The organism is Agromyces sp. NPDC055661 (assembly GCF_053618135.1).
Genome location: NZ_JBSHHC010000001.1, coordinates 1652122 through 1677322 on the forward strand (window position 1 = coordinate 1652122; position 25201 = coordinate 1677322).

At 72.6% G+C, this 25201-nt stretch carries 18 protein-coding genes; 10 read left to right on the top strand and 8 right to left on the bottom strand.

What is annotated here, in order from left to right:
• Positions 1 to 2: 2 nt before the first annotated feature.
• A complete protein-coding gene (locus ACWGO8_RS07480; protein ID WP_452042460.1) occupies positions 3 to 2669 on the top strand; it encodes an ATP-binding protein in 2667 nt (888 codons plus the stop codon).
• Positions 2670 to 2734: 65 nt separating this feature from the next.
• Here the strand turns inward: ACWGO8_RS07480 and ACWGO8_RS07485 are convergent, their stop codons facing one another.
• Positions 2735 to 4336: a glycoside hydrolase family 68 protein gene (locus ACWGO8_RS07485; protein WP_452042461.1), complete on the bottom strand. Its 1602-nt coding sequence runs from the start codon at positions 4334 to 4336 to the stop codon at positions 2735 to 2737.
• Positions 4337 to 5090: 754 nt separating this feature from the next.
• Between ACWGO8_RS07485 and ACWGO8_RS07490 the strand changes: the two genes are divergently transcribed.
• Positions 5091 to 6710, top strand: coding sequence for a glycoside hydrolase family 32 protein (locus tag ACWGO8_RS07490; RefSeq protein ID WP_452042462.1), 1620 nt, complete (start codon positions 5091 to 5093; stop codon positions 6708 to 6710).
• 3 nt (positions 6711 to 6713) lie between these two features.
• Here the strand turns inward: ACWGO8_RS07490 and ACWGO8_RS07495 are convergent, their stop codons facing one another.
• From ACWGO8_RS07495 to ACWGO8_RS07505, 3 genes are read right to left on the bottom strand one after another with little or no spacing between them, the layout of a single operon-like run.
• A complete protein-coding gene (locus tag ACWGO8_RS07495) occupies positions 6714 to 7769 on the bottom strand; it encodes a LacI family DNA-binding transcriptional regulator (RefSeq protein ID WP_452042463.1) in 1056 nt (351 codons plus the stop codon).
• A gap of 11 nt (positions 7770 to 7780) precedes the next feature.
• Positions 7781 to 8659 carry a hypothetical protein gene (locus ACWGO8_RS07500; protein ID WP_452042464.1) on the bottom strand — a complete coding sequence of 293 codons (879 nt, stop codon included), beginning with the start codon at positions 8657 to 8659 and terminating at the stop codon, positions 7781 to 7783.
• A gap of 16 nt (positions 8660 to 8675) precedes the next feature.
• The gene (locus tag ACWGO8_RS07505; RefSeq protein ID WP_452042465.1) at positions 8676 to 10256 is read right to left on the bottom strand and encodes an SLC13 family permease; all 1581 of its coding nucleotides are present in this window, start codon (positions 10254 to 10256) and stop codon (positions 8676 to 8678) included.
• Positions 10257 to 10415: 159 nt separating this feature from the next.
• On the opposite strand from ACWGO8_RS07505, the gene ACWGO8_RS07510 reads away from it, so the two are divergent.
• From ACWGO8_RS07510 to ACWGO8_RS07520, 3 genes are read left to right on the top strand one after another with little or no spacing between them, the layout of a single operon-like run.
• Positions 10416 to 12119 carry an MFS transporter gene (locus tag ACWGO8_RS07510; protein WP_452042466.1) on the top strand — a complete coding sequence of 568 codons (1704 nt, stop codon included), beginning with the start codon at positions 10416 to 10418 and terminating at the stop codon, positions 12117 to 12119.
• On the top strand, positions 12116 to 13633 hold the full coding sequence (locus tag ACWGO8_RS07515) for a leucyl aminopeptidase (RefSeq protein ID WP_452042467.1): 1518 nt from the start codon (positions 12116 to 12118) through the stop codon (positions 13631 to 13633). Before ACWGO8_RS07510 ends, ACWGO8_RS07515 begins: the two co-directional genes overlap by 4 nt.
• Positions 13634 to 13664: 31 nt before the next feature.
• Positions 13665 to 14069 carry a hypothetical protein gene (locus tag ACWGO8_RS07520; RefSeq protein WP_452042468.1) on the top strand — a complete coding sequence of 135 codons (405 nt, stop codon included), beginning with the start codon at positions 13665 to 13667 and terminating at the stop codon, positions 14067 to 14069.
• A 157-nt stretch (positions 14070 to 14226) separates the two neighbouring features.
• Here ACWGO8_RS07520 and ACWGO8_RS07525 read toward each other — a convergent pair whose 3' ends face one another.
• The 3 genes from ACWGO8_RS07525 to ACWGO8_RS07535 form a co-directional block, all read right to left on the bottom strand.
• The gene (locus tag ACWGO8_RS07525; RefSeq protein WP_452042469.1) at positions 14227 to 17241 is read right to left on the bottom strand and encodes a helix-turn-helix transcriptional regulator; all 3015 of its coding nucleotides are present in this window, start codon (positions 17239 to 17241) and stop codon (positions 14227 to 14229) included.
• Between the two features lie 110 nt (positions 17242 to 17351).
• Positions 17352 to 17549, bottom strand: coding sequence for a hypothetical protein (locus tag ACWGO8_RS07530; RefSeq protein WP_452042470.1), 198 nt, complete (start codon positions 17547 to 17549; stop codon positions 17352 to 17354).
• A 340-nt stretch (positions 17550 to 17889) separates the two neighbouring features.
• A complete protein-coding gene (locus ACWGO8_RS07535) occupies positions 17890 to 18564 on the bottom strand; it encodes a pyridoxamine 5'-phosphate oxidase family protein (RefSeq protein WP_452042471.1) in 675 nt (224 codons plus the stop codon).
• A 93-nt stretch (positions 18565 to 18657) separates the two neighbouring features.
• Between ACWGO8_RS07535 and pdxR the strand changes: the two genes are divergently transcribed.
• The 3 genes from pdxR to ACWGO8_RS07550 all read left to right on the top strand — a co-directional run bounded on the left by pdxR (position 18658) and on the right by ACWGO8_RS07550 (position 21154).
• Positions 18658 to 20154, top strand: coding sequence for a MocR-like pyridoxine biosynthesis transcription factor PdxR (gene pdxR / locus ACWGO8_RS07540; RefSeq protein ID WP_452042472.1), 1497 nt, complete (start codon positions 18658 to 18660; stop codon positions 20152 to 20154).
• A 123-nt stretch (positions 20155 to 20277) separates the two neighbouring features.
• Positions 20278 to 20754, top strand: a complete 477-nt coding sequence (locus ACWGO8_RS07545; protein WP_452042473.1) for a LysM peptidoglycan-binding domain-containing protein — start codon at positions 20278 to 20280, stop codon at positions 20752 to 20754.
• 10 nt (positions 20755 to 20764) lie between these two features.
• Positions 20765 to 21154 carry a hypothetical protein gene (locus ACWGO8_RS07550; protein WP_452042474.1) on the top strand — a complete coding sequence of 130 codons (390 nt, stop codon included), beginning with the start codon at positions 20765 to 20767 and terminating at the stop codon, positions 21152 to 21154.
• Positions 21155 to 21177: 23 nt separating this feature from the next.
• On the opposite strand, the gene ACWGO8_RS07555 is transcribed toward ACWGO8_RS07550, so the two are convergent.
• A complete protein-coding gene (locus ACWGO8_RS07555) occupies positions 21178 to 21372 on the bottom strand; it encodes a hypothetical protein (protein WP_452042475.1) in 195 nt (64 codons plus the stop codon).
• 200 nt (positions 21373 to 21572) lie between these two features.
• Here ACWGO8_RS07555 and ACWGO8_RS07560 point away from each other — a divergent pair, with 200 nt between their 5' ends.
• Positions 21573 to 23747 (top strand): S9 family peptidase, encoded by a 2175-nt coding sequence (locus ACWGO8_RS07560; protein ID WP_452042476.1) that lies wholly within the window; start codon positions 21573 to 21575, stop codon positions 23745 to 23747.
• 121 nt (positions 23748 to 23868) lie between these two features.
• Positions 23869 to 25185 (top strand): FAD-binding oxidoreductase, encoded by a 1317-nt coding sequence (locus ACWGO8_RS07565; protein WP_452042477.1) that lies wholly within the window; start codon positions 23869 to 23871, stop codon positions 25183 to 25185.
• Positions 25186 to 25201 lie beyond the last annotated feature (16 nt).

A 25201-nucleotide genomic window follows, 5' to 3' on the forward strand; every position in this document is an offset into this window, starting at 1 on the left:
CAGTGGTCGAGGGAGCCGTCATGGTGAGCGGTGCCGCGGAGGTGCGCGGCATCCGCACGCCCGACCAGCGCCTGCGGGTCTTCGTGAGCTCGACGCTGAAGGAGCTGCAGCCCGAACGCCGGGCCGCACGCTCGGCGATCGAGCGGCTGCACCTCGCCCCGGTGATGTTCGAGCTCGGGGCTCGGCCGCATCCGCCACGCGAGCTCTACCGCGCCTACCTCGACCAGAGCGACGTCTTCGTCGGCCTCTACTGGCAGGAGTACGGCTGGATCGCGCCCGACGAGGAGTTCTCGGGGCTCGAGGACGAGTACCGCCTGGCGCCACGCGACATGCCGAAGCTCATCTACCTGAAGCAGCCGGCGCAGCGCGAGGAACGGCTCGCGAAGCTCGTCGAGGAGATCCGCGGCGACGACTCGACCTCGTACAAGACGTTCGAGACGGCCGAGGAGCTCACCGAGCTCATCGAGGGCGACCTCGCGACGCTGCTCGCCGAGCGGTTCGACGCATCGCGGGCGCCGGCGACGGACGACGCCGTGGACCCGGCAGCGGTCGACTCGGGCGCGTCCGACGACGCGGCCGACCACCTGCCCGTCTCGCCCGACGAGGTGCTCGGCCGCGAGACCGACCTCATGACGCTGCACGAGTGGCTCGGCGGCGACGAGCCCCGCCGGCTCGTCACCCTCGTCGGCCCGGGCGGCATCGGCAAGACGCGGCTCGCCATCGAGGCCGGACGGCAGGCCCGCGACCGGTTCGACCGGGTGACGTTCGTGCCGCTCGCCAACGTGCGCGACGGCGCGGGCGTGCTGCCCGCCGTCGCCCGGGAGCTCGGGGTGCGCGACGACGGCACGGCGCCCACGCTCGAGCGGCTGGCCGTCGCGCGACGCGGTCGGCGCGACCTCATCGTGCTCGACAACTTCGAGCAGGTCGTCGCCGCGGCACCGGAGGTCACCGCGCTGCTCACCGAACTGCAGGGCGCCACCGTGCTCGTCACCAGCCGGACGCGGCTGCGCGTCCACGGGGAGCAGGTGTTCGACGTCGAGCCGCTCGGGCTGCCCGACGACCCCGAGGGCGGGACGCTCGACGAGATCGGCGACGCCCCGGCGGTGCGCCTGTTCGTCGATCGCGCGCACGCCGCCGACTCGAGGTTCGACCTCACCGACGAGAACGCGCAGGACATCGCGCGCATCTGCGATGCGCTCGACGGCGTGCCGCTCGCGATCGAGCTCGCGGCGGCGTGCATCCGCGTGCTCACGCCCACCGCGATGCTCGAGAAGCTCCACAACGTCCTCCCCATCCTGACGACGTCCGACCGGGACATGCCCGAGCGCCAGCGCACGATCCGGGCGACCGTGGAGTGGAGCATCGACCTGCTCGGACCGTTCGCCCGGGCCCTGTTCGTGCGGCTCGGCGTGTTCGTGGGCGACTTCAGCCTCGAGGCCGTCGAGGCCGTGGCGGGCGAGGAACCGTGGGCGGTCGACCTGCCGGGAACGCTGCTCGAACTCGTCGACGGCAGCCTGCTGCGGCAGCACGATGTCGCCGGCGTCTCGTTCTTCTCGATGCTCGTGCCGGTGCGCGAGCTCGCGGCCCTGCGCTTCGGGCGCGAGCCCGATGCCGACGCGGTCCGCATGGCCCACGCGCAGTACTACGTGCGCCTCGCCGCCGAGGCCGAGCCGCTCCTGCGCGGCTTCACCCAGCAGGCCACCGTCGAGCGGCTGCAGGCCGAGCGCGACAACGTGCGCGCCGGCTACAAGCACCTCATCGCCGTCGGCGAGGTCGACATCGTCGCCGACGCGATCTGGCGCGTGCTCCTCTACTGGTGGATCCGCAACCAGCTCCCGGTCGCGAAGACCTGGATGGACCGGCTGCTCGACACGGGCGTGCCGCTGACCGATCGCAGCCGGGCGATCGCGATCACCTTCTCGTCGTGGGTCGCCCTGTCGCATCGCGGCACCGAGGTGGACCGCCGGCCACTGCAGGAGGCGGCCGAGCTGTTCCGCGCGGCGGGCGACCGGTTCGGCGAGGGTGCCGCGCTCACGGTGCAGGGCCTCGCGTGCGCCACAGCCGCGGCGCCCGACCTCGACGGCGCAGAGGAGCTCCAGCGCAAGGCGATCGAGCTCGTCGGCCCCGACGTGGATGCGACGTTCAACGCGCTCTTCCGCGGCCAGCTCGGCAGCATCACCCTGATGCGAGGCCGAGCGGTCGACGCGCTCGAGATCTTCCACCAGGTCATCGGGATCGCGGAACGCATCGGCGACCGCTTCGTCGAGATGATCGAGTACACGAACGCCGGATGGGCCAAGCTCGCAATGGGCGAGCCCACGCCCGAGTTCTTCGCCCGTCATCTCGAGCTCACCCTGCAGATCGGCAACGAGGAGGGCGCCGTCAACGCCGTCGACGGACTCGCCGCCTGCGCGATCGTGCTCGGCGACGTCGAGCGCGGCGGCATCCTGCTCGGCGTCACCGACATGCTCCGCACCCGCACGGGCAGCGTCGACCAGCGCACCTACGCCACGTCGGGCCCCATCGTCGAGCGCGTGCTCGCCTCCGAGTACGCGGGCGTGTTCGAGGCCGCGCGAGAGCGCGGACGCGGGATGTCGCGACGCGAGGCGCTCCGCTACGCGTTCGGGTCGGTCGAGGCCGAGACGACCGTGAGCGCCGTGACCGCCTGACCGTCCGAACGAGCGCGAGCGGATGCCCCGGAGGAGATCCCCCGGGGCATCCGTCGTTCGATCGTCTACTTCAGCTTGCCGCCGTTGTTGACGTTCAGGTTCGCCGGGATGTCGGCCCAGCCGCCGAGCCCGCCGTTGCCGTAGGAGTAGTCCACGGCCGTGCTCGTCGGGTCGCCGCCCACGCCGATGTCCATCTTCACGGTCGGCGCGAGGGTGCCGCCACGCACGAAGTCGTCGTGCGTGCCGATGGTGTCGATGAAGGACTGCACCAGGCCGCCGGGCATCACGTAGTGCGAGTAGGCCTGGAAGTGGCCCGGGTGCTGGTTGTAGTCCGGGGCGAACGGCTGGCCGCCGAGGAAGTTGAGGTTCGTCGGGTTGCCGAGCGCCAGGCCCGACCCGCCGTTCAGCGGCTGGAAGTCACTCCGGATGCCGTCGCCGACGAAGCCGTACACGCCCTCGGGACCATCGAGGCCGTTCGCGAACGTGCCGCGGTGGCTGATGGTGAAGAGGTACGACTTGCCGTCCTTGAAGATGAACTGCGGACGCTCCGTCTGGTCGGTCACGCAGTTGGCCGAGAGGATCGGCGGCAGGAACTCCCACTCGGTCAGCTCGTCGTTCTTCGCCTTCGCAAGGCCGATGTTGCCGATCTGGTAGGTCGCGCCAGAGGCGTTCACCTGCTCGACGGTCTCGGCGTGCGGGTCGCCCTCGCGGTAGCCGAGGTCGTCGGCCGTGCACTGCGCCGACTCGCGGGGCATGCCCGAGTTGCCCTCGAAGACCATGTAGGTCTCACCCGGGTGCGCCGGGTCCTCGAAGGTGAACGGGTCGCGGAAGTTGAAGAACTCGTTCTGCTCGCCGTTCTGGTAGTACGTGCCGTCCGCCTGCAGCAGGTCGGTGACGGTGTCGAAGCCCGTGAGCTTCACGCCCTGCTTGTTGGCGTGCACCTTGCCGACCGAGAGCGCGATGCGCGGGTCGTACGGCTTGATGTTGTTGCCGGCCGCGTCACGGTAGAACGCGACATCCGTGAAGAACAGCTTGATCTCGCCGCCCTTGAAGATGCGCGCCGAGCCCGACCACTGGGTCTGGTGGCTGTACGACTGGTCGTCGAAGATCTTGCCGGTCACGCCCTCCTTGAAGACGAGTCCGCCGTAGGTCCAGCCGCCGTTCTCGGGACGCTCGTCGGCCGGGATTCCGGCGGGCCGGAAGAAGTAGCCGATCTTCGCGAAGACGTGCCGGTCGTCGAAGCCGAGGCTGCGGTCGGCCACGAGCGAGAAGATGATCTCCTGGCCGTTCACGCTGTACTGGTTGCCGTCCTCGTCGGTCAGGGGCCAGGTGTCCCAGACCCAGACCTGCCCGTTCGACATGTCGGGGAAGTCCTGCGGGACCTCCGGCATGGTGAGGGCCGCCGGCATCGAGTTCGCCCGCGACGGCGCGTCGGGGTCGCTCAGCCGCTGGAGCTGGCGTGCGTCGGCCCGGGTCCACTTCGCGGTGAAGTCGTCCTCGGGCGCGAACGCCTCCTGCGTGTGCACGGTCGGCTCGGGGCCGGGCTGCAGCTCGTCGGGGGCGGCCTGCGCGCCCGCCGTGCCGGTGAAGAGGGTCGCGACCACGGCGCCCGCCGTGACGATGCCTCCGATGATCGGGCGCTTGATGCGCCGGGTTGGTGTCGACATGTTCGTCGCCTTTCGATGGTGAACGCCGCCGCGGGCGGTGGTCGTTCCGATGGGTGATGCGGCGCCGCCGAGGTGGCGGCGAGGTCGGCACGGATGCCGCGGCGCGGCGTGCGCGGGTCGCGGTCGTGTGGTCGAGCGGTCGCGGCACGCGCGGTCCGCCATCCGTGCCTGCCCGAGCCGTCGGCGTCAGCCGAGCGGTCGGGAGTCCTGGTGGGGCGCTCGCGTCCGGATGACTCCGGCGCGCCTGCGGATGGCGTGACCGCGTGCACGAAGCGTGCGCGGTGCACGGTCTGATGTCTTCACGTTCTTCGCTTTCGTCGGAACCTTCGGCATGGCCTGATCGGTCCTCGAGAACGTGGCGTTGCACTTCCCCCGCACAGGAACCTATGGGCATTCTGACAACGATGTCAAGTCGTCACCCGGTCGGATCGAGTGATTGCATTCGCATCGAAATTCCCCGATCAGCGGCCTGCCGCGGATGGTCGCGCTTTCACACGGCCACTCGGCTCGGTGAAGTTTGCAAATCGATTTGCACACCGTTAGCGTGGCCTCCGATTCCTCGAGTGGCGCTTGCGCTCCTCCCCGAACAGAACCGCTGCGAAGGCGCGCCGCCCGTTTCCACGGACCGCCTGCCGGCGAGGCCCTGGTCGTGGCGGTGCGCGAACCACGACGGAGGATCATGAACCGAACACACCGACCCGGCTCCCCGCCGGAGGCCGGCGCGCCCGCGCGACCGGGCCGGCGGCGGCTGCGCGTGACCTGGGCCGCCGCGGCCGGAGCCGCCATCATCGCGATCGTCGCCGTGGTGCTCGCGATCGCGTTCGCGCCCACGGCCGGCCGCGCACCAGCCGGCCCCGGACCCTCCACCGACCCCGACGCTGCCGCCCGCTTCGAGCGACCGGCCGACTGGTCGCCCTACCGCCCTGCCGTGCACCTCACGCCGGCCGAGCGCTGGATGAACGACCCGCAGCGGCCGTTCTGGCTGGACGGCCGCTGGCACTACTACTACCTCTACAACGCCGACTTCCCCGACGGGAACGGCACCGAGTGGTACCACGCGACCTCGACCGACCTCGTGCACTGGCGCGAGGAGGGCGTCGCGATCGAGAAGTACGAGAACGGCCTGGGCGACATCGAGACCGGCAGTGCGGTGGTGGACACCGAGAACACGGCGGGTTTCGGCGCCGGCGCCGTCATCGCGATCATGACCCAGCAGCACGAGGGCGTCCAGCGACAGTCGCTGTTCGTCTCGACCGACGGCGGCTACAGCTTCGAGCCGTTCGACGGCAACCCGGTGATGGACAACCCGGGCGAAGCGCACTGGCGCGACCCCAAGATCGTGTGGGACGACACCCGCGGCGAGTGGCTCATGGCGCTCGCCGAGGGCCACAAGGTCGGCTTCTACACCTCGCCCGACCTGAAGCACTGGACCTACCGCTCGGGCTTCGAGCGCGACGACCTCGGGGTGCTCGAATGCCCCGACCTGTTCCGGATGTCGCTCGACGGCGACCCCGCGAAGACCACGTGGGTGCTCGCAGCCGGCGTCAACGGCGCCGAGCACGGCATGACCACCGGCACCGCGTACTGGACCGGGGAGTGGGACGGCGAGCGGTTCACCGCGGCATCCGCCGACCCGTCATGGCTCGACCGCGGCGCCGACTTCTACGCCGCCGTCACCTGGGACGACCCGCGCCGGTCCGGCGACGAGCGACTCGCGTCGCGCTACGCGATCGGCTGGCTCAACAACTGGGCGTATGCGGGCGAGCTGCCCACCGAGGACTGGCACGGCGGCGCCGACTCGGTCGTGCGCGAACTCGCCCTCCGAACGGTCGACGGCCGGCCGACGCTCGTCTCGAGCCCGGTCGAGGCGCTCGAGGCGCTCGAGGGCCCGCCGCAGGTGGTCGAGGGCGAGCGGGTGACGGATGCCGCGAGCACCGAGCTGCCCCAGCCCGACGCCGACGCCTACCGACTGCGCGTCGAGGTGGCGCCCGACCGGCGGAACCCCGCTTCGGAGGTGCGGTTCCGCGTGAAGGAGGGCGGCGGCGCGTTCGCGACCGTCGGCGTCGACTTCGGGTCGGGCACGGCGTTCGTCGCACGTGACGCGGATGCTGCTGCGGCGAGCATGCCCGACGCCTACCGTGCCGTGCGCACGGCACCGGTGTCGGTGCGCGACGGCGTCGTGACCCTCGACGTGATCGTGGACGCCTCCTCCGTGGAGGTCTTCGTGAACGACGGGGAGGCCGTGCTCTCGAGCCTCGTCTTCGGAGCACCCGGCGCGAACGGTCTGTCCGTCGAGTCGGTCGCCGGCGCCGCCGAGCTGCGCTCGCTCCGGCTCGCGCCGCTCGCGGTCGCTCCCGTCGAACGGCTGGAGTGAGCCTCAGCCTGCGGGCGGGGCGACCGAGCCGCGCTCGACGAGGTCGCACGCGAGCAGCAGCGGCTCCGCGGCATCCGCCGCCGTGCCCTCGATGCGGTCGAGGAGCGTCGACATGCCCCAGCGACCCATCTCGCGGTGCGGGAGTGCGATCGTCGTGAGGCCCGGCTGGAGCGCCGCGGCCACGATCTCGAGGTCGTCGACCCCGACGATCGAGCAGTCCCGCGGCACGTCGAGTCCGAGCGCCGCGGCCGCCTGGTAGACGCCCATCGCGATCTGGTCGTTGAAGCAGAACACGGCCGTCGGGCGCTCCACGGGGGGTCGATCGAGGAGCCGGCGCCCGACCTCCCGTCCGCCGCGCGCGTCGCTGCCGCTCCGTTCGATCGAAGCCCGGCCGCCGTCGAGTCCGGCCGCGTCGAGTGCCTCGCGGAAACCCTGGGCACGACCGCGACTCGCGGGCGCGTCATCGGTCGTCGCGGCGAAGGCGATGCGCCGATGCCCGGCGGCGAGGAGGTGCGCCACCGCCGTCGCGGCGATCCCGCGCTCGTCGGGTGCGATCGCCGGCACGCGCCAGCCGCCGGTCGGCACGGCGTCGACGAGCACGGCGGGCAGCTCGCCGAGCGCCGGCGGACGGGCGACCTCCTGGTGCGACATCCGGGCGAGCAGGATCCCATCGACCCGGTGGTCGAGCAGCGCGCGCAGCTGCGCGTCCTCGAGGCCGGGATCGCCCTCGGCGTCGACCACCATGAGCACCACGCCGCGTTCACGCGCGGCATCCTGCGCGCCCTGCACGATGCGCCCGGCGAACGGCGTCGTCGCGATGCGATCGCTCGCGAGGCCCACGACGCCGGTGCGCTGCAGGCGCAGCCCGCTCGCGAGGCGATTGGGCGTATACCCGAGCAGGGCGGCGGCGCGGACCACCCGCTCGCGAGTCTCGGCGCGCACCGACCGCGTGCCGCTCAGCGCGTGCGACACCGTCGTCGGCGAGACGCCGGCCAGCGCGGCCACCGCGCGGATGCTCGGGCGACGGCCGGCCGCGGCATCCGCTCGCTCCTCTCCCATGGGCATCGAGCCTACGGCGCGAGCAACGGCAGCAGCTGGATGCCGATCGCGCTGGCCACGAAGCGGTGCTTGCGATTGCCCGTGAGTCCGGCCACCCAGTCGTGCGCGCCGAGGTCGACGATCTCCAGGAACTCGCCCGCGGCGTCGTGCACGCCGAAGCCGACGCGCAGCCCGGCGTAGTACGAGGACGAGAGCCGCTCGGTGCGCACGGCGACCCTGGGCATGGCCACGGCGAGCGCCGCCGTGATCCGCTCCGCGAGCGCCGGAGAGCGATCGTCGGTGCGGACGATCGCCGTCGGCCCGTCGGCAACGTACCCCTCCGTCGCGGCCGCCGCTCGGATCAGCCGATCGTGGGCGGCGAGCTGCGCGACCACCGCGTCGACCTCGAAGCCGTCGGACGGACGGCCGCGCCCCGCGTCGGCGAGCGCGAACAACCGGAAGTGCTGCGTTCGACCGCGGCCGGATGGCGGGGGCTGCATGCGGAGGACCTGGTGCGCTGCGCAGAGGCGCACGTCGGTGTCGGGGTCCTCGACCAGCCGGGTCGCCGCCTCCAGCGCGAGCACGTTCGTGGGATCGGAGACGACCTCGGTCGTGCGCATGGTCGAGAGCGTGCGGTCCTGCGACGTCGGCGCCACGACGGAGTTCGAGCCGAGCGGCGCGACCGGCGAGAGGAGCAGCGCCTCATACTCGGATGCCGCCTCGAGGGCGATCACGTCGAGCCGCGCCGACGTTCGAGCATCGACGTGGCTCGGCCGCACGGTCGGGTCGTCCGCCCACTGCGCGAGCAGGTCGGCGGGCCGACGTCGCGCCGCGAACCCGCGCGCCGCGGCGAGGAGCTCGGCGCGTGCCTCGCTCGGCGCGAGCTCGCGGAGGGCACGTCGTTCGGTCATCCACCCATGATGGCCGTCAGAACGGCCAGATGAGCGGCACCAGCAGCACCCCGACGACGAGGAACAACAGCGTGAAGGGCCAGCCGAACCGCGCGTAGTCGCCGAATCGGTAGGCGCCGGGGCCCATGACCATGAGGTTCACGGGTGTCGCGATCGGCGTGAGGAACGCCGCCGCCGCGACCACCGTGAGCGCCATGAGGAAGGGACGCGCCGAGACGCCGAGCTCCATCGCCGACGAGATCGCGATCGGCGCCACGATGAGCGCCGTCGCCATGTTGCTGATCAGCTGGCCGAGCACGACCACGAGGAGGGACACGGCGAGGAGGACCACGTACGGCCCGCCCGGGCCGGCGAGATCCACGAGCGCCGTGCCGACGAGCTCGGCGGCACCCGTGGTCGTGAACGCCGTCGACATGGGGATCATCCCCGCGACCAGGATCACGGTGGTCCAGGAGATCGCCCGGTAGGCGCGACCGATCGAGACGACCCGCAGCAGGATCATCGCCCCGGCGGCGAGCAGGCCGGCCACGACCGCCGGCACGAGTCCGGTCGCGAGCAGCACGATCATCGCCGCGAGCACGCCGATCGCGAGGTACCCGCGCACCCCGATCGGAGCCGCCTGCCCGCGCACGGCGGCGGGCGGGTCTACCACGCGCACGTCGTCGCCCGCGGTGTGCTCCTCGAGGTCGTCCCAGCTGCCCTGCAGCAGCAGCACGTCGCCGACCTGCAGCGCCGTGTCCGGCCCCGACAGCTCGCGACCGTTCCGAGCGACCGCGAGGATCACGAGGCGGCCGCTCGGCGTCAGCATGCCCGGGAAGACCCGCAGCCCGAGCAGCTCGGAGCGCGGCGGCACCATCACCTCGGCGACGCCGTGCTCGGCGTCGATGAGCGCGGCGCGGCCGCCGCCGTCGGCGTCGACGAGTCCCGCGTAATCGGCGAGCAGGGTGCGCTCGTGATCGGCCAGGTCGCGGGGAACGGCGGCGGCCGTGCGCGCCGGGAGCATCCGCGGGCCGAGTGCCAGCGCGAGCAGCACGGTGCCGATGACGAGCGGAACGCCGACCAGGGCGAACTCGACGTACCCGAACGACCCGCCCGCCTCGTCGGCCGCGAACTCCGAGACGATCACGTTCACGGGCGTGCCGGTCAGGGCGAGCATCGACCCCGCGTGCGCGGCGAACGCGAGCGGCAGCAGGAGCTGCGACGGGGGCAGTCCGACGCGCACCGCGACGACGACCGCCATCGGGAGGAGCGCGGCGACCGCGCCGTTGACGCTGATGAGTGCCGTGAGCACCGCAACGATCACCATCACGGTGAGGAGCACGCGCGTGCGGCCCGTGCCGGCCCGCGCCACGACGAACCGTCCGAGCCGGGCGGTCACGCCCGTGGCATCCAGACCCTCGCTCACGACGAACAGCGATGCGATGAACAGCACGGTCGGATCGCCGAAGCCCGCGAGCGACTGCTGCAGGCTCAGCACGCCGGTGGCCCAGAGCGCGAGGCTCACGCCGATCGCGACGACGGCGAGCGGGATTCGGCCCGACACGAAGGCCACGACCGCGACCCCGAGGATCACGAAGGTGACGACGACGGGGTCCATGGGCTCAGGGTAGCGACGTCGCGGTGATCGGTGGGCGAAGGTTCGGGGGGCCAACCGGCGAACCGCCTGTCCGGAGGCATTCCGGCCTGCGCTCGCCCGCAATACAGTGAGTCCGGATGCGCCGATGCATCGACTGCGGACTGCGACCTGGGGGCATGCATGAGCGGAGCGACTGATCCGACCCGATCTTCGGGCGAGACGACGGGCGAGACGGCGACGGCGATGCCGGCCGCCTCGTCATGGCTCGCGCTGATCGTGGTGGTGCTGACGCAGATCCAGGCGTCGTTCGCCGTGAACGCGCTGACCGTGTCGATGGCGGGCATCACGACCGATCTCGACACGCCCGCGACGTCGGTCGGCACGGCGATCACCGCGGGCACGTTCGCCATGGCCGCGTTCATCCTGCTCGGGGCGAAGGTCGGGTCGCGCTTCGGGACCCGGGGCGTGTTCCAGATCGCCGTGGCCATCCACGGGCTCGCCATGCTCGGCGTCGCGCTCAGCGTGAGCCCGGCGATGCTGTTCATCGCGCAAGCATCGTCGGGTGCGGTCATCGCGCTCATCGCGCCGGCGCTCACGGTGTTCATCGCCACCAACTACCACGGCCCGCAGCAGGCCAGGGCGATCGGATTCCTCGCCGCGGCCATCCCCGCGGCGGGCGTGCTCGCGCTGATCCTCGCCGGCTGGTTCGCGAACACGATCGGCTGGCGGTGGTCGTTCGTGCTGATGGCGGCCCTCGCCCTGGTGAACCTGCTGCTGAGCTTCATGCTGAAGAAGGTGCCGGCGCAGCCGGACCTCTCGATCGACTGGACGGGCGCGGTCCTCGCCGCCGTCGCCGTCATCCTGCTGAGCTTCGGGTTCAGCGGGCTCGCCACGTGGGGCCTCTGGCTCGCCGGCCCGCAGGCGCCGTTCGACGTGCTGGGCATCTCGCCCGCGCCACTGCTGATCATCGCCGGCCTCATCGTCGGGCAGGCGTTCTTCGCCTGGCTCCGCAGGCGCGGGCGCGAGGGCAGGCCCCGGATCTTCGACCTGCGCGTGCTCGCCACCGGCTCGGAGCGGGCGGTCACCGCGTGCATGGCGACGATGCTCTTCGTCGGCACGGCGGCGAACTTCCTCATCCCGCTCTACATCCAGGTCGTGCAGGGACGCTCGAGCATCGAGACGTCGTTCTCGATCATCCCCTACACCCTGTCGATCTTCCTGGCGTCCACGTTCGTCGCCTACCTCTACGGCCGGTTCACGCCGCGCCTGCTCGCGACCGCGGGCTTCATCGTCGTGGCCTCCGCGCTGACGCTCCTCGCGTTCACCGTCCGCGGCGAGTGGAGCCAGGGCTTCGTCGTGGCCGGCCTCATCCTGCTCGGCCTCGGCCAGGGCGCCATCGTCGCGCTCGTGTTCAACACGCTGCTGTCGGCCGCGCCGAAGCAGCTCGCCGGCGACGTCGGTGCCTGGCGCGGACTCGTGCACAACCTGTCGGGCAGCGTCGGCATCGCGGTCGCCAGCGCGTTCGCGGTCGGCATGCTGTCGTCACTGCTCCTCTCGGGGGCGCAGGAGCACCCCGAGATCTCGGACGAGCTCATCGCGCAGGTGAACTTCAACGAGGCGAACTTCCTCACCAACGAGCAGCTCGCCGAGGTGCTCGCGAGTCGCGCCAGCGGACCCGAGCTCGACGCGGCCATCCTCGTGAACGCCGAGGCGCGCCTCGAGGCCCTGAAGATCTCGCTCCTCGGGCTGGGCGCGATCTCGCTGCTCGCGATCGTGCCCGCGACCCGCATGCCCGGACGCCGCGCCGGCGACCTGCCCGAGAAGCTCGAACCCGACGATGACGACGTCATCGACCCCGTCGACGAGAAGGAGGCGCTCGCATGACGCGCAATCCCCAGAAGCTGATTCCCGCCGAGTTCACGGCCACGCCCTCGCTCGACACGCTGCCCAGGGTCGCGGTGGTCGGCGAGCTCGACGAGGCCGCGCTCGACGCGATCGGCGTGGTCGTCACCAGCGACGGCGACGTGCCCGCTGGTGTCCCGCTCGATCGCGAGGCGCAGGCGCGGGTCGGTTTCGAGGCGAAGCCCGGCACGACGCTCGCGCTGCCCAGTCCGAGCGCGCCGCTCATCGTCCTCATCGGCGCGGGCGCCATCGCCGATCTCGGCACCGCCGGTCTCCGTGATGCCGCCGCGGCCTTCACGCGCGCGACATCCCGGTTCGCGCGCATCGGCCTGCGCGTTCCCGACATCGGGTCGACGGATGCCGCGGCCGCGGCGCAGGCGCTGACGGAGGGCGCGATCCTCGCCCGCTACCGCTACGGCGAGCTGCAGCAGAAGCCGAAGGACACCCCGCTGCAGCGCGTGGAGCTGCTCATCGACGGAGTCGATCACGTCGCGGCATCCACCGGCGCCGAGGTCGGAACGGTCACCGCCCGCGCGGCCGCCATCGCCCGCGACCTCGCGAACACGCCCCCCGGGCACCTCACGGCGGTCGACATGGCCGACGTCGCCACGGAGCTCGGACGACGGTTCGGCTTCGACGTCGAGGTGTTCGACCGGCAGCAGCTCATCGCCCTCGGCTGCGGGGGGCTGCTCGGCGTGAACGCGGGCAGTGCCGAGGAGCCCCGCATGGTGAAGCTCCGCTACACGCCGGTCGGTGCGTCGAGCGGGCACCTCGGGCTCGTGGGCAAGGGCATCATGTACGACTCCGGTGGCATCAGCCTGAAGCCGTCAGACCCGATGCACCTGCTGATGAAGATGGACATGGGCGGCGCGGCATCCGTGCTGGCGACCTTCACCGCACTGCGCGCCCTCAGGGCGACGGCCACGGTGACCGGTTGGCTGATGTGCACCGACAACATGCCGTCGGGCTCGGCGTACAAGCTCGGCGACGTGCTCACCGCCCGCGGCGGCCGCACGGTGGAGGTGAAGAACACCGACGCCGAGGGGCGGCTCGTCATGATGGACGCGATCGAGCTCGCGAACGAGGACGGCGTGGACGCGATCGTGGACATCGCCACGCTGACGGGTGCCGCGCTCATGGCGCTCGGCCCGTCGCTCGCCGCGGTCATCGGCAACGACCCGACGATGGTCGGCCGCGTGAAGCGGGCCGCCGACGAGACCGACGAGCGGGTCTGGGAGCTGCCCCTCGAGAAGAAGTACCGCAAGCAGCTCGACTCGGATGTCGCGGACATCTCGAACCTGGGCGGCCCGTACGCCGGGGCGACCACCGCGGCGCTCTTCCTCGCTGAGTTCGTCGGCGAGACGCCGTGGGCGCACCTCGACATCGCGGGCACGATGCAGTCGGATGCTGACGACTCCTGGCGTTCGAAGGGCGCGACGGGCTTCGGGGCACGGCTCCTCATCCAGGTGGCACGGGGCTTCCAACCGGCCAAGTGAACCTCGGTTCGAATGAGCAGGAGGGAACATCATGCTCGGTGACCAGTTCGGCGAGATCACGGGGAGCGTCACGTACCAGCGCGTGCTCCGCGACGACGACGGCCGCATGAAGCTCGAGACGTCGTTCCAGGCGACCGGGACGTTCCTCGGGGTGAACGTCAGGGACGTCGGGACCTACCTGACGGTCGTCCGTCCCGACGGGACCCAGTACAGCGAGGGCCGGGGCATCATGACGACGGAGGACGGGCGGACCGCGACGTGGACCGGCCACGGCCTCGGCCGTTCGGACCACGGTGGCGCCGCCAGCCACCGCGGATCACTGTGCTTCCAGACGGTGCCCGACGAATGGAACCGGTTGGCCGACGTGCTGGTGCTGTTCGAGTACGGCGTCGGCGCCGACGGCACGACCACGTCGGAGTACTGGGAGTGGAAGTAGGGGTCTGACCGCGGCTCCGACCGGGACTCGATCGACCATTCCCACCTCGCCGATCTATGCAATTCAGGTGGCGACGACACACCTCCGAACCTGAATTGCGTACGAGTCGAGGTGCGCACGGATGCCGCGAGGCGCTCGCCTGCGGGCGAGCGCGGCCTCAGCGCAGGGCGCCCGCGCGGTAGGCGGCCTCGGTGCGCGTGGCGGCGCCGAGCTTGCGCAGGATCGCCGAGACGTGCACGCTCGCGGTCTTGCCGCTGATGAAGAGCCGCTCGCCGATCTGGCGGTTGCTGAGGCCCTCGGCGATGAGCTCGAGCACCTGGCGCTCGCGAGCGGTGAGCTCCGCCGCGGCGAGCACGTCGGCGTCGGACGGGGTGCCGGCGACCCCGGTCTCGGGCGCGACCAGTCCCGCGCCGCCGCCCACGCCGTCGAGCGCGATGCCGGCCGCGGCGGCGACCCGCACGACCCGATCGCGCACGGCGATGACGCCGCCGGACTCGGCGACATCGAGCGCCGCCTGGAGGGACGTGCGCGCGGCCGCTCGGTCGGCGCCCGCCAGCTCGGCCTCGCCCTGGCGCAGCAGCGCGTAGGCGATGAGGAACCCGGGCGCCTCGGGAACGGCCGCCGCCTCGACGGCGGCACGCCAGGCCTCGACGTCGGTGCCGGCGTCACCGGCTCCGGCGCCCTCGGATGCCTCGGCGAGCTCGGCCTCGAACACGGTGGCCCACACCGGCTGCGTCGGCCAGTACGAGAGCCGGTCGAGCAGCGCGCGGAACTCGGGCACGGCGTCGGCCACCTCGGCGGCGACGGCCTCGCTCACGGCGTGCGGCCGCGCGCGGACCGCGGCGACCACACGCGCGGCGACCCAGAGGAACGGCAGCGCGTAGCCGGCCAGCGGCGCGTGCCGCTCGTGGAGCAGCGGGCGCACCTCGCGCCACGCGGCGGGGAGGTCGTCGTTGGCGAGGGCGATCTCGGCGGCGACGCGACCGACGGCGAGGCGCGTCTGCATCTCGACCTCCATCACGGCCGCCATCGACGTTCGCGAACTGTGCCAGAGCCGCGTTGCGCGCTCGGTCTCGCCCCGCCAGAGCAGCGCCCAGATGCGGGCGCGCAGCAGGTACACCGTGAACGGCGTCGGCGGGTCGAGCGCGAGGGCACGGTCGATGAGCTCCTCGGCGCGCTCCCACTCCCCGAGCGCGAACAGCGGGTCGACGGCGTTCGACGCGAGGATGACGCCCGAGCTGCGCTCGACGCCCTGCGTACGCGCCTGCGCCAGCCCCTCTTCGGCGAGCCGCACCGCCTCGTGGTAGTGCCCGACGAGGTAGTGCTGGTCGGACGCGTTCACCCAGTAGCGGAGGAGCGCCGCACCGTCGCCGTCGGCGAGCTCGCGGGCGCGCTCGAGGAGCGCGAGCCCCTCGTCGACGTCGCCCCGGTCGGCGCGGCTGATGCCGGCGATGTTCGTGGCGATGGAGGCGTAGCGCGGCGAGCCGATCTCGGTCGCGACGGCCAGGGCGCGATCGGCGGTCTCGACGGCGTCGTCGAGCCGGCCGTCGATCATGAGTCGGCCGGCGAGCGCGGTGAGCGTGGTCGCGCGGAGCTCGGTGGGCCCGGTGTCGCCGCGCGCGTCGAGGGCGGCGAGCGCCTCCTCGAGGACGGCGACCGAGCCGGGCTTGCCGACGTTGGCGAGGTAGAGCCCCTTGTCGCGCAGCAGCCGCGGGTAGTTGGGGTCGTCGCGCGGGCACTCGGCGAGCGCGGCCTTCACGAGCGCGAGGCTGCGGTCGCCCTCGCCCGCGTTGCGCAGGTGCGAGGCCGTGCGCCCCATGAGCTCGAGCTTGCTCATGCCCGCGAGTGCGGCCGCGTCGGGCACCACGTCCCACAGCCCGAGCGCCCGCTCACCGAGTTGGGCGGCGGTGCCGTAGGCGGCGGCGGCGCGCGCCTCGCGCATGGCCTGCATGGTGGCCGGGAACGCCTTCGCGGCGTCGTGGGCGCCGAGCCAGTGGTAGGAGATCTCGGCGGCGAGCCGGCGGGCGCCGGCCGCAGCGGCAGCTTCGTAGGCCTCGGCATACCGCGCGTGGAACCGCGCACGCTCGCCGGGCAGCAGGTCGGAGAGGATGGCCTCGCGCACGAGCGCGTGCCGGAACGCGTAGTCGTCGCCCTCGATGGTGAGCACGCCGAAGAGCACGGCCTGGCGGGCGGCGGCGTCGAGCTCGTCGGCCGTGCCGGTGTAGACCGCCTCGAGCATCGTGTGCGAGATGCGCACGCCGCCCGTGGAGATGAGGCGCAGCAGCCCCTGCGCCGGCTCGGGCAGTCGCTCGTAGCGGGCGAGCAGCAGCTCGCGCAGCGTGTCGGGCACGAGGCCCTCCTCGCGGCATCCGTCGATGCCCACCAGCTCTTCGACGAAGAACGGCACGCCGTCGCTTCGGCGGAACACGGTGTCGAGCACGAGTTCGCTCGGCACCTCGTCGACGATGAGCGACCGCGTGAGCTTCTTGACCTGCGACTTCGTGAGCCGGCCGAGCTCGCGGCGCTCGACCCAGCGGTCGCGCTCGGCCTCGGAGAGGAAGTCGCGCACCGGGTGCCCCCGCGTCACGTCTTCGGTGCGGTAGCTCAGCACCGTGAGCACGCGGCTGGAGCCCAGCGCACGCATGAGGAACCGGAGCAGGGCCAGGCTGGCCGCGTCGATCCAGTGGAGGTCTTCGATGACGAAGACGATGGGGTGGTCGCGCGAGAACGTCTCGAGCAGCACCGCGATGGCCTCGTGCAGCTGGCCCGTAGCGGAGCCGGCGGCGACCGGCGAGACGGGTGGCACGATGGTGGCGACGGATGCCTCGTCGGACACCAGCTCGGGCAGCAGCGCGATGAGCGCCGCGCGGCCGGGGCCGACGGCGTCGAGCATGCGCTGGGCCCCCACCTCGGCGAGGAGCGTGCGCAGTGCGGTCTTGACCGGCGCATAGGGCGCCGCGACGCTGCCGAGGTCGACGGACTGACCCGCGAGCAGGCGGACGTCGTCGGGGAGGCCGGCCTCGTACTCGCGGATCAGCCGCGTCTTGCCGATGCCCGCCTCGCCGCCGATGATCACGGTGAAGGGCGCGCCCGCGCGCACCTCGGCGAGGCGTTCGTTCAGCATCGCGAGGTCGGCGTCTCGGCCGATCATGGCCGGCGCTGACGTGGTCACCCTCTCATGGTGCCACTCACCGCCGACACCGCGCACGGCGCCGTCGGGACCGGGAACGGGTCCGACGACGCCGCGCAGGACGTCATCGCCGCGCATGGCGGCTGCGAGGCTCACCGGAGGGCGAGCTGCGGCGCACGGCGGTGCGCGCGACGGCGGCGGTGGACGCGGTGGGCGACCGGCGCGGGCGACGCCCCCGCGTCGTCCGAGCCGCGCTCGTCGGCGGCCATGCGGCGGCTGATCTCGCGCTCGGCCGCGAGCACGTCGGCGCGGTGCGAGCCGATGACGACGAAGTCTGCCGAGAACTGCATGATTCCTCCTGAGTCGGTCCGATGCTTCCGATCGGATGCCTTCAGCGTGCGCGCTAAGGCACCCGGGACCCATCGGGCGATCGCCCTATTTCGGGGCAGCGTGGGACGCAGGGCACCTGAGGTGCCTGCGGCGCCCGGGCGGCAGGGGGCCCGGGCGTGCCGGTCGACGGGGTCGATCGGCGAGGCGCGGTCGTTCGTCGGGTCGTGTCGGCTCAGTGCAGCAGCGTCGGCGTACGGTGGTAGCCGTCACGCCGGAACTGCACGAGCGAGGTCGTGATCGCCGCAGCGGCGAGCAGTCCCAGCACGAGCAAGGTCGCGAACATCGCGCACCTCCTTTCCATCAGAGCAGTCTGTCGACCCGTCCCCGCCCGGTCGTCAGGGCGAGCACGGAATCCGGGATCGGGGTCCCCTCTGGCGTGAGGGGGGACGGCTCGGGCGCACCCCAAGCGCGTCCGAGCGGCACGACGCCGGCCCAGACCGCGTGGTCCTCGCCGTCGTCGGGGTCCTCGGATGCCCCGGCCGCGCGCCGCTTCATGACGACGTCGTCCAGGGCGAGCCGCAGCACGCGCGTGGCCGCCGTCTCCTTGCGCGTCATCGCGCGCACCTCGGCGGACCGGCCGGGCATGAGCCGCTCGGAGAGCGCGAGCAGCGCGGCATCCGCCTGCTCGTCGTCGACCGGCTCGAGCACGCCGTAGACCACGGCGCTGCGGTAGTTCATGGAACTGTCGAAGAGCGACCGCGCGAACACGAGCCCGTCGAGGGCGGTCACCGAGAAGGCGACCGTCGCGCGCTCGGCCGCCGCGCGGAGCGCGAAGCCGCCGCCCGTCGAGCCGTGCACGTACACGTGCTCCCCCACCCGCGCGAAGCCCATGGGCACGACGATCGGCGTGCCGTCGGCCACGGCCACGAGGTGCCCGACGAGCTCGGTGTCGAGCAGCTCGAAGAGCTCGTCGCGGTCGGTGGTCTGGCGCTCGGCCAGGCGACGGATGCGGCGGGGGGCGGTGGTGTTCGTCATGGTCACGCTGCTAGTCTCGCGACCATACTGGTTCGCCGTGCAGACCAGTTCCCGCAGCATCCGGCAGTCCAGTCGAGCGGATCGGAGGGCGCCGTGGACGGACCCATCCTCGTGATCGATCGCGACGGCGGCCTGCCGATCGGCGTGCAGCTCGTCGACGGGCTGCGCCGCGGCATCCTCGGCGGCGCGCTGCGGGCGGGCGACCAGATGCCCTCCACGCGCGGGCTCGCTTCGGAGCTCGGGATCTCCCGCAGCGCCGTCGTGGGCGCCTACGAGCAGCTCGCCGGCGAGGGGTACCTCGAGATGCGGCAGGGCGCGCCGACGCGCGTGGCCGACCTCGCGCCGCACGACGCCGCGGCATCCGTCGCCACCGCGGCCGTCGGCACTGCGGTCACGCCGGGTGCCCGGCCGCAGGAGGGTCGGCCTGACGCCCGACGCGAGCCGCGCGCGACGGAGCGCCCCGCGCGGCCCGTCGGCGAGCGCGTCGCACCCCGCATCGACCTGCTGCCGGGCCGGCCCTCGACGTCCCGCATCGACACCCGCTCCTGGCGTTCGGCCTGGCGCGAGGCGGCGGCCCGCGACATCCCGTCGGAGTCCCCGCGGCCGTTCGGCGTCCCTCGCCTGCGCGAGGAGATCGCCGACCACCTGCGCATGGCGCGCGGCGTCGCGTGCGAGGCCGACGACATCGTCGTCACCGCCGGCACGAGCGAGGCGCTCTCGCTCAGCGCGTCCGCCCTGGCCGTCGCACTCGGTCGCCCGCCGGTCATCGCGGTCGAGCACCCCGGCTACCCGTCGGCGCGGCGCACCCTCGAGCTGCACGGCGCGAGCACGGTGCCCGTTCCGGTCGACGGCGACGGCATCGTCGTCGAGGCGCTGCGACGGATGCCCCGTCCGCCCGACGCGGTCATGGTCACGCCGAGCCACCAGTACCCGCTCGGCGGACGACTGCCCGTCGCGGTCCGCCTCGAGCTCCTCGAATGGGCTCGCGAGACCGGCGCCGTCGTGCTCGAGGACGACTACGACAGCGAGTACCGGCACCTCGGCCCGCCGCTGCCCGCGCTGGCGTCGCTCGACGAGGCGGGCCGCGCGGTGCTCGTGGGGAGCTTCTCGAAGGTGCTCACGCCGTGGCTGCGCCTCGGCTACCTCGTGCTGCCCGACAACCCCGAGCTGCGCGACGCGTACGCGACCATGCGCGCCGACGACCGGTGCCCGGTGCCCGGCGTCGAGCAGGACGCGATGGCCGCCCTGCTCGCGAGCGGGTCGGTGCGCCGGCACATCGCGGGCACCCGGCGCGACTACGCCCACCGGCGCAAGCTCGTGCTCGACGCCCTCGACGGGCTGCCCGGCGCACCGCTGAGCGGGCTCGACGGCGGGCTGCACGCCGTGGTGCGACTGCCCGACCACCCGGCATCCGCCGCCGTGCTCGCGAGGCTCGAGGCCGAGGGGGTCGCGGTCGCGCCGCTCGCCGACTACTCGGCGGTGCCGGGCCAGGAGGAGCCGGGCATCGTGATCGGCTACGCGGGCGTCTCCGATACGCAGCTGGTCGAGGGGCTGCAGCGCATCCGCGCGGCGGTCCTCGCCGCGAGCTGAACGGCTCCCGGCGCGGCCGGATCCGTCGCGGGAGGGATTGCGCTTCCCGAGACGGTCGATAGGCTGGCGCGAGCGGCGCGCCCGATGCTGACGCGCCGTTCGGCACGTCGATGGGGAGGCTCGGTGGGGAGTGGACTCGGCACGTCGGCGCTCGTCGTCGGCGGCGCGATCGGAGCGGTCGCCGCGATCTTCGGCCTGAGCGGCTGCGTCGTGCAGCCCGCCGCGACGCCGCCGCCGGTCACCGTCTTCGCGACCGTCACGGCCACCCCCACGCCGCCGCCGGTCGCCACGGCGCCGCCCGCGGCCGAGCCCGAGCCCGTCGCCCCCGAGCCGGTGCCCAACGCGCCCGCGCCGGTCGTCGAGTGGGGTCCGGCGTACGACACCGGCCCCCGACCCGGCGCAACCGCCACCCCCGTGCTCGACGGGAACGGCGCACCCTTCAGCTACACGGTCGTCGAGGGCGACAGCTTCTTCGACATCGCGCAGCGCTTCGAACTGCCGCAGCAGCAGCTGCTCCGCATGAACCCGCAGATCCACGACTACGGCGAGACGGTCTACATCGGCGATCTCATCAACCTCGACTGGACGAAGACGGGGTGATCCCGTGGTCGTGAGCGAGGTCGTGACCATCGCGCCGTGGAATCCGTGGCCGCTGGTGTTCCCGGGCATCGTGCTCGTCGTGGCGATCATGGCGTCAGCGGTCGGCGGCCACTACCGCTCGAAGACCATGCGCGAGTCGGGCTACGCGCTCTTCGTGGTCGGCGGACTCGCGGCCGCGTGGATGACCTGGTCGATGTCCGGCCTCTGGGACGCGAGCGCCCGCGAGGAGGCGCTCGTCGGTGCCGGGTACGAGTCGCCGACCTTCTCGGGCAGCACCGACGTGGTCGGCGGCGAGCTGCCGCCGATCGGGTGGCAGGCGATCCGCGACGGCGAACGCGTGCGCGGCGTGCTGCAACCCGTCGACGGCGACCGGTGGGAGATCCGCGAGCTGCCCGACTGAGGCCGGGCGGGCTCCGGTCTCCGTCATCGCAGCGCCAGGCGCGCGGTGCGGCGTGCGCGGCGGCGGTGCGCGAGGGGCGCGGCCGGCGCCTCGGGAGCGGACTGCGCCTCGAGGGCTCGGCGCTCCTCGGCGATCCGGCGGAACTCGAGCTCCCGCTCGCCGCGCGCGGCGTCGGCACGGTGGCCGTGGAGCGACGTGAAGTCGGCCGAGAGCTGCATGGGATCCTCCTGTGGTGGCTGGTGACCCCAGCGTGCGCGCTGAGGCATCCGTCACCCATCGGACGATCGCCCTATTTCGGCCGGAGTGCCGGAGGTCGGGTCGCCTCAGGCCGCCTGAGGTGCCTCGGATGCCCCAGGCCGCACCCCGGCATCCGCCGACGCCCTCGAACCGGGTCGGCGCATGGGCGTAGCGTGGACTCGTGCTCACTCCTCCGAAGACCGAGAAGCGACCGATCGAACGAGAGCACCACGGCGACGTGGTGGTCGACGAGTACGAGTGGCTGCGCGCCAAGGACGATCCGGCCGTGCTCGCCCACCTGCACGAGGAGAACGCCTACACGAAGGCCCGCACCGAGCACCTCTCGCTGCTGCAGGAGCAGCTCTTCGAGGAGATCCGGGCGCGCACCAAGGAGACCGACCTGAGCGTGCCGACGCGCGAGGGCGACTGGTGGTACTTCACGCGCACGGTCGAGGGCGCGCAGTACGGCATCCACTGCCGCGTGCCGGCCGCGGGCGACGACTGGGAGCCGCCGGTGCTGCCCGAGACCACGGGCGACGAGCTGGTGGATGCCTCGTTCGAGCGACTCCCCGGCGAGCAGGTGCTCCTCGACGACAATCTCGAGGCCGAGGGCCACGAGTACTACGCGCTCGGCAGCTTCGACGTGACCGGCGACGGGTCGACGCTGCTCTACGGCATCGACGTCGAGGGCGACGAGCGGTACACGATCCGCCTGCGCTCGGTCGACGGCTCCGGCCGCGAGTACGACGACGTCATCGAGGGCACGGCCGCGGGCGCGGTCTTCGACCCGAGCGGGCGCTACCTCTTCTACGCGACGGTCGACGAGTCGTGGCGGCCCGACACGATCTGGCGGCACGAGGTCGGCACCGCGGCATCCGACGACGTCTCGGTCTTCACCGAGCCCGACGAGCGGTTCTGGCTCGGGGTGGGCGTCACGCGCAGCCGGAAGTTCGTCATGATCGAGGCCGGCTCGAACGTCACGAGCGAGACCTGGCTGCTCGACGCCGACGAGCCGGCGGGCGAGTTCCGCGTGGTCTGGCCGCGCAAGGACGGCGTGGAGTACGACGTGGAGCACGTCGTGGCGGGCGGCAAGGACCGCCTGCTCGTCGTGCACAACGACGGCGCGGTGAACTTCGAGCTCGTGAGCGTCGCGGCATCCGATCCGCAGGGGCCGCGACGGATGCTGCTGCCGCACAACCCCGCCGTGCGCCTCGAGGGCGTCGACGCGTTCCGCGACTTCGTGGCCGTCGAGTACCGGCGCGAGGGGCTCCCCCGGGTCGCGGTGGCGAAGGTCCCCGCTGCTGGGCTGCCGGCGGATGCCACGCCCGACGACACCCTGCACGAGCTGTCGTTCGACGAGGAGCTGTTCTCGGTCGGCATCGGCAGCAACGCCGACTGGGAGCAGCCGAGCCTGCGGATCGGGTTCTCGAGCTTCGTGACGCCGACCACGGTGTACGACGTGGTGATCGCGACCGGCGAGCGACGCCTGCGCAAGCAGCAGCCCGTGCTCGGCGGCTACGACGCGACACGCTACTCGCAGCGCCGCGAGTGGGCGGTGGCCGACGACGGCACGCGCATCCCGATCTCGCTCGTGTACCGCGACGACCTCGTCGACCTCGGCGTGCCCGCGCCGACGCTGCTCTACGGCTACGGCTCCTACGAGCACTCGATCGACCCGGCGTTCGGCATCCCGCGGCTGTCGCTGCTCGACCGCGGCATGATCTTCGCGGTCGCCCACGTGCGCGGTGGCGGTGAGATGGGCCGGCTCTGGTACGAGCACGGCAAGAAGTTCGACAAGCGCAACACCTTCACCGATTTCGTGGCCGTGGCCAGGCACCTCATCGACGAGGACGTCACCGCGCCCGACCGCCTCGTGGCCCAGGGCGGCAGCGCGGGCGGGCTGCTCATGGGCGCCGTCGCGAACATGGGACCGCGGTTCTTCTCCGGCATCCTCGCCGAGGTGCCGTTCGTCGACCCGCTGACGTCGATCCTCGACCCGTCGCTGCCGCTCACCGTGATCGAGTGGGACGAGTGGGGCAACCCGCTCGACGACGCCGAGGTGTACGCCTACATGAAGTCGTACTCGCCGTACGAGAACGTGCACGGCAGCACCAATGGGGGTGGGCACTACCCGCCGATCCTCGCGGTCACCTCGCTGAACGACACCCGCGTGCTCTACGTCGAGCCCGCCAAGTGGGTCGCGCGACTGCGCGACGCCGGCGCCGACCCGCTGCTGAAGACCGAGATGGCGGCCGGGCACGGCGGCGTGTCGGGGCGGTACTCCGCGTGGCGCGAGCGCGCGTTCGCGTACGCGTGGGTCATCGACCGGGCGAAGGCGCACCCGACGGGCGAGTAGGGGCGGCGGCTGCAGAGTGTTGCAGGGCGAGCGCGCGGCCAACCTGGATGGCAGGAATCCGCCGTTCGCGGGCAGCGAGCACGGGTGACGGATGTCGGGGGCCGCTGCCAGACTGCCCCTCATGTCGATCCTCTCAGAGTTGAGCGAACGCGTTCCCGGCCGGGCATTCGGGCCCGGCTCCACCGAGTACGACGAGGGACGCACCTTCTTCTACGGCCCCGGAGACCCCGAGGTCGTCTTCCGCCCCACCACCGCCGAGGAGGTCGCGGCCGCCGTGCGCGCGGCGGTCGACGCGAACCTCTCGATCGCCGTCCGCAGCGGCGGCCACGGCAGCATGCCCGCCACCGGCGGCGCGGTCATCGACCTCGCGGAGTTCTCCGATGTCGAACTGCTCGACGGCGACCTCGTCCGGGTCGGCTCAGGCGCGCACTGGGGCGACGTCGCCGCTGCGATCGCGCCACACGGCCTCGCGATCACGTCGGGCGACACGCTCGACGTCGGCGTCGGTGGGCTCGCACTCGGCGGCGGCATCGGATGGCTCGTCCGCACGCATGGCCTCACGATCGACCTCGTGCGCGAGATCGAGTTCGTGACCGCCGCAGGCGCCGTGCTCACGGTCACCGCCGACTCCCACCCCGACCTGTTCTGGGCGCTCCGCGGCGGCGGCGGCAACTTCGGCATCGCCACCCGCTTCGTGCTGCAGGCCTCGCCCGTCGGCGAGCTCGTCGGCGGCCACCTGCACTTCGACCAGTCGCAGGTCGGCGACGTGCTGCGCGCCTGGCGTGACGTGACCATCGCCTCCCCCGACGAGCTCAACTCGACGCTGATCGTGATGCCCGCGATCATGCCGGAGTTCCCCGCCGGTCCGCAGCTCGCCGTGGCGCTCCGGGGCACGGAGGAGGAGCTCCGCGGCCTGCTCGAGCCGCTGCTCGCGCTGCCGTCGATCACCGACGTGTCGCTCGGTCCCGTCGCGTATGCCGAGCTGCTCGAGGAGGCACCGCCGGGCCGTCCGCCGTTCCAGTTCGTCGGCGGCAACGGCTTCGTCGCCGACCTCTCCGACGAGCTCCTCGCCGCGGCCGAGCGCGCCTACGGCGGCCCCGCGCCGACCATGGTCATGCTGCGAGCGCTCGGGGGCGCGTACGCACGCGTGGCACCCGATGCGACGGCGGTCGCCTACCGAGACGCCCAGGCCTTCTTCATGGTCAACAGCCTGCTGCCGCTCGACGCGCCCGACGCCGACGTGGCCGCCGTGCGCCTCGTCGTCGACGAGCCGCTCTCGTACACGGCCGGGCACTACTCCAACTTCACGCAGGAGTTCGGCGACGACGTCACCGCGACCATCTACCCGCCCGAGACGCTCGCGCGCCTCAAGCAGGTCAAGGCCGACGTCGATCCGGGAGACGTGTTCCGGCCGGCGCACCACATCACGCCGGCGTAGGAGCGCGCCGCCCGCG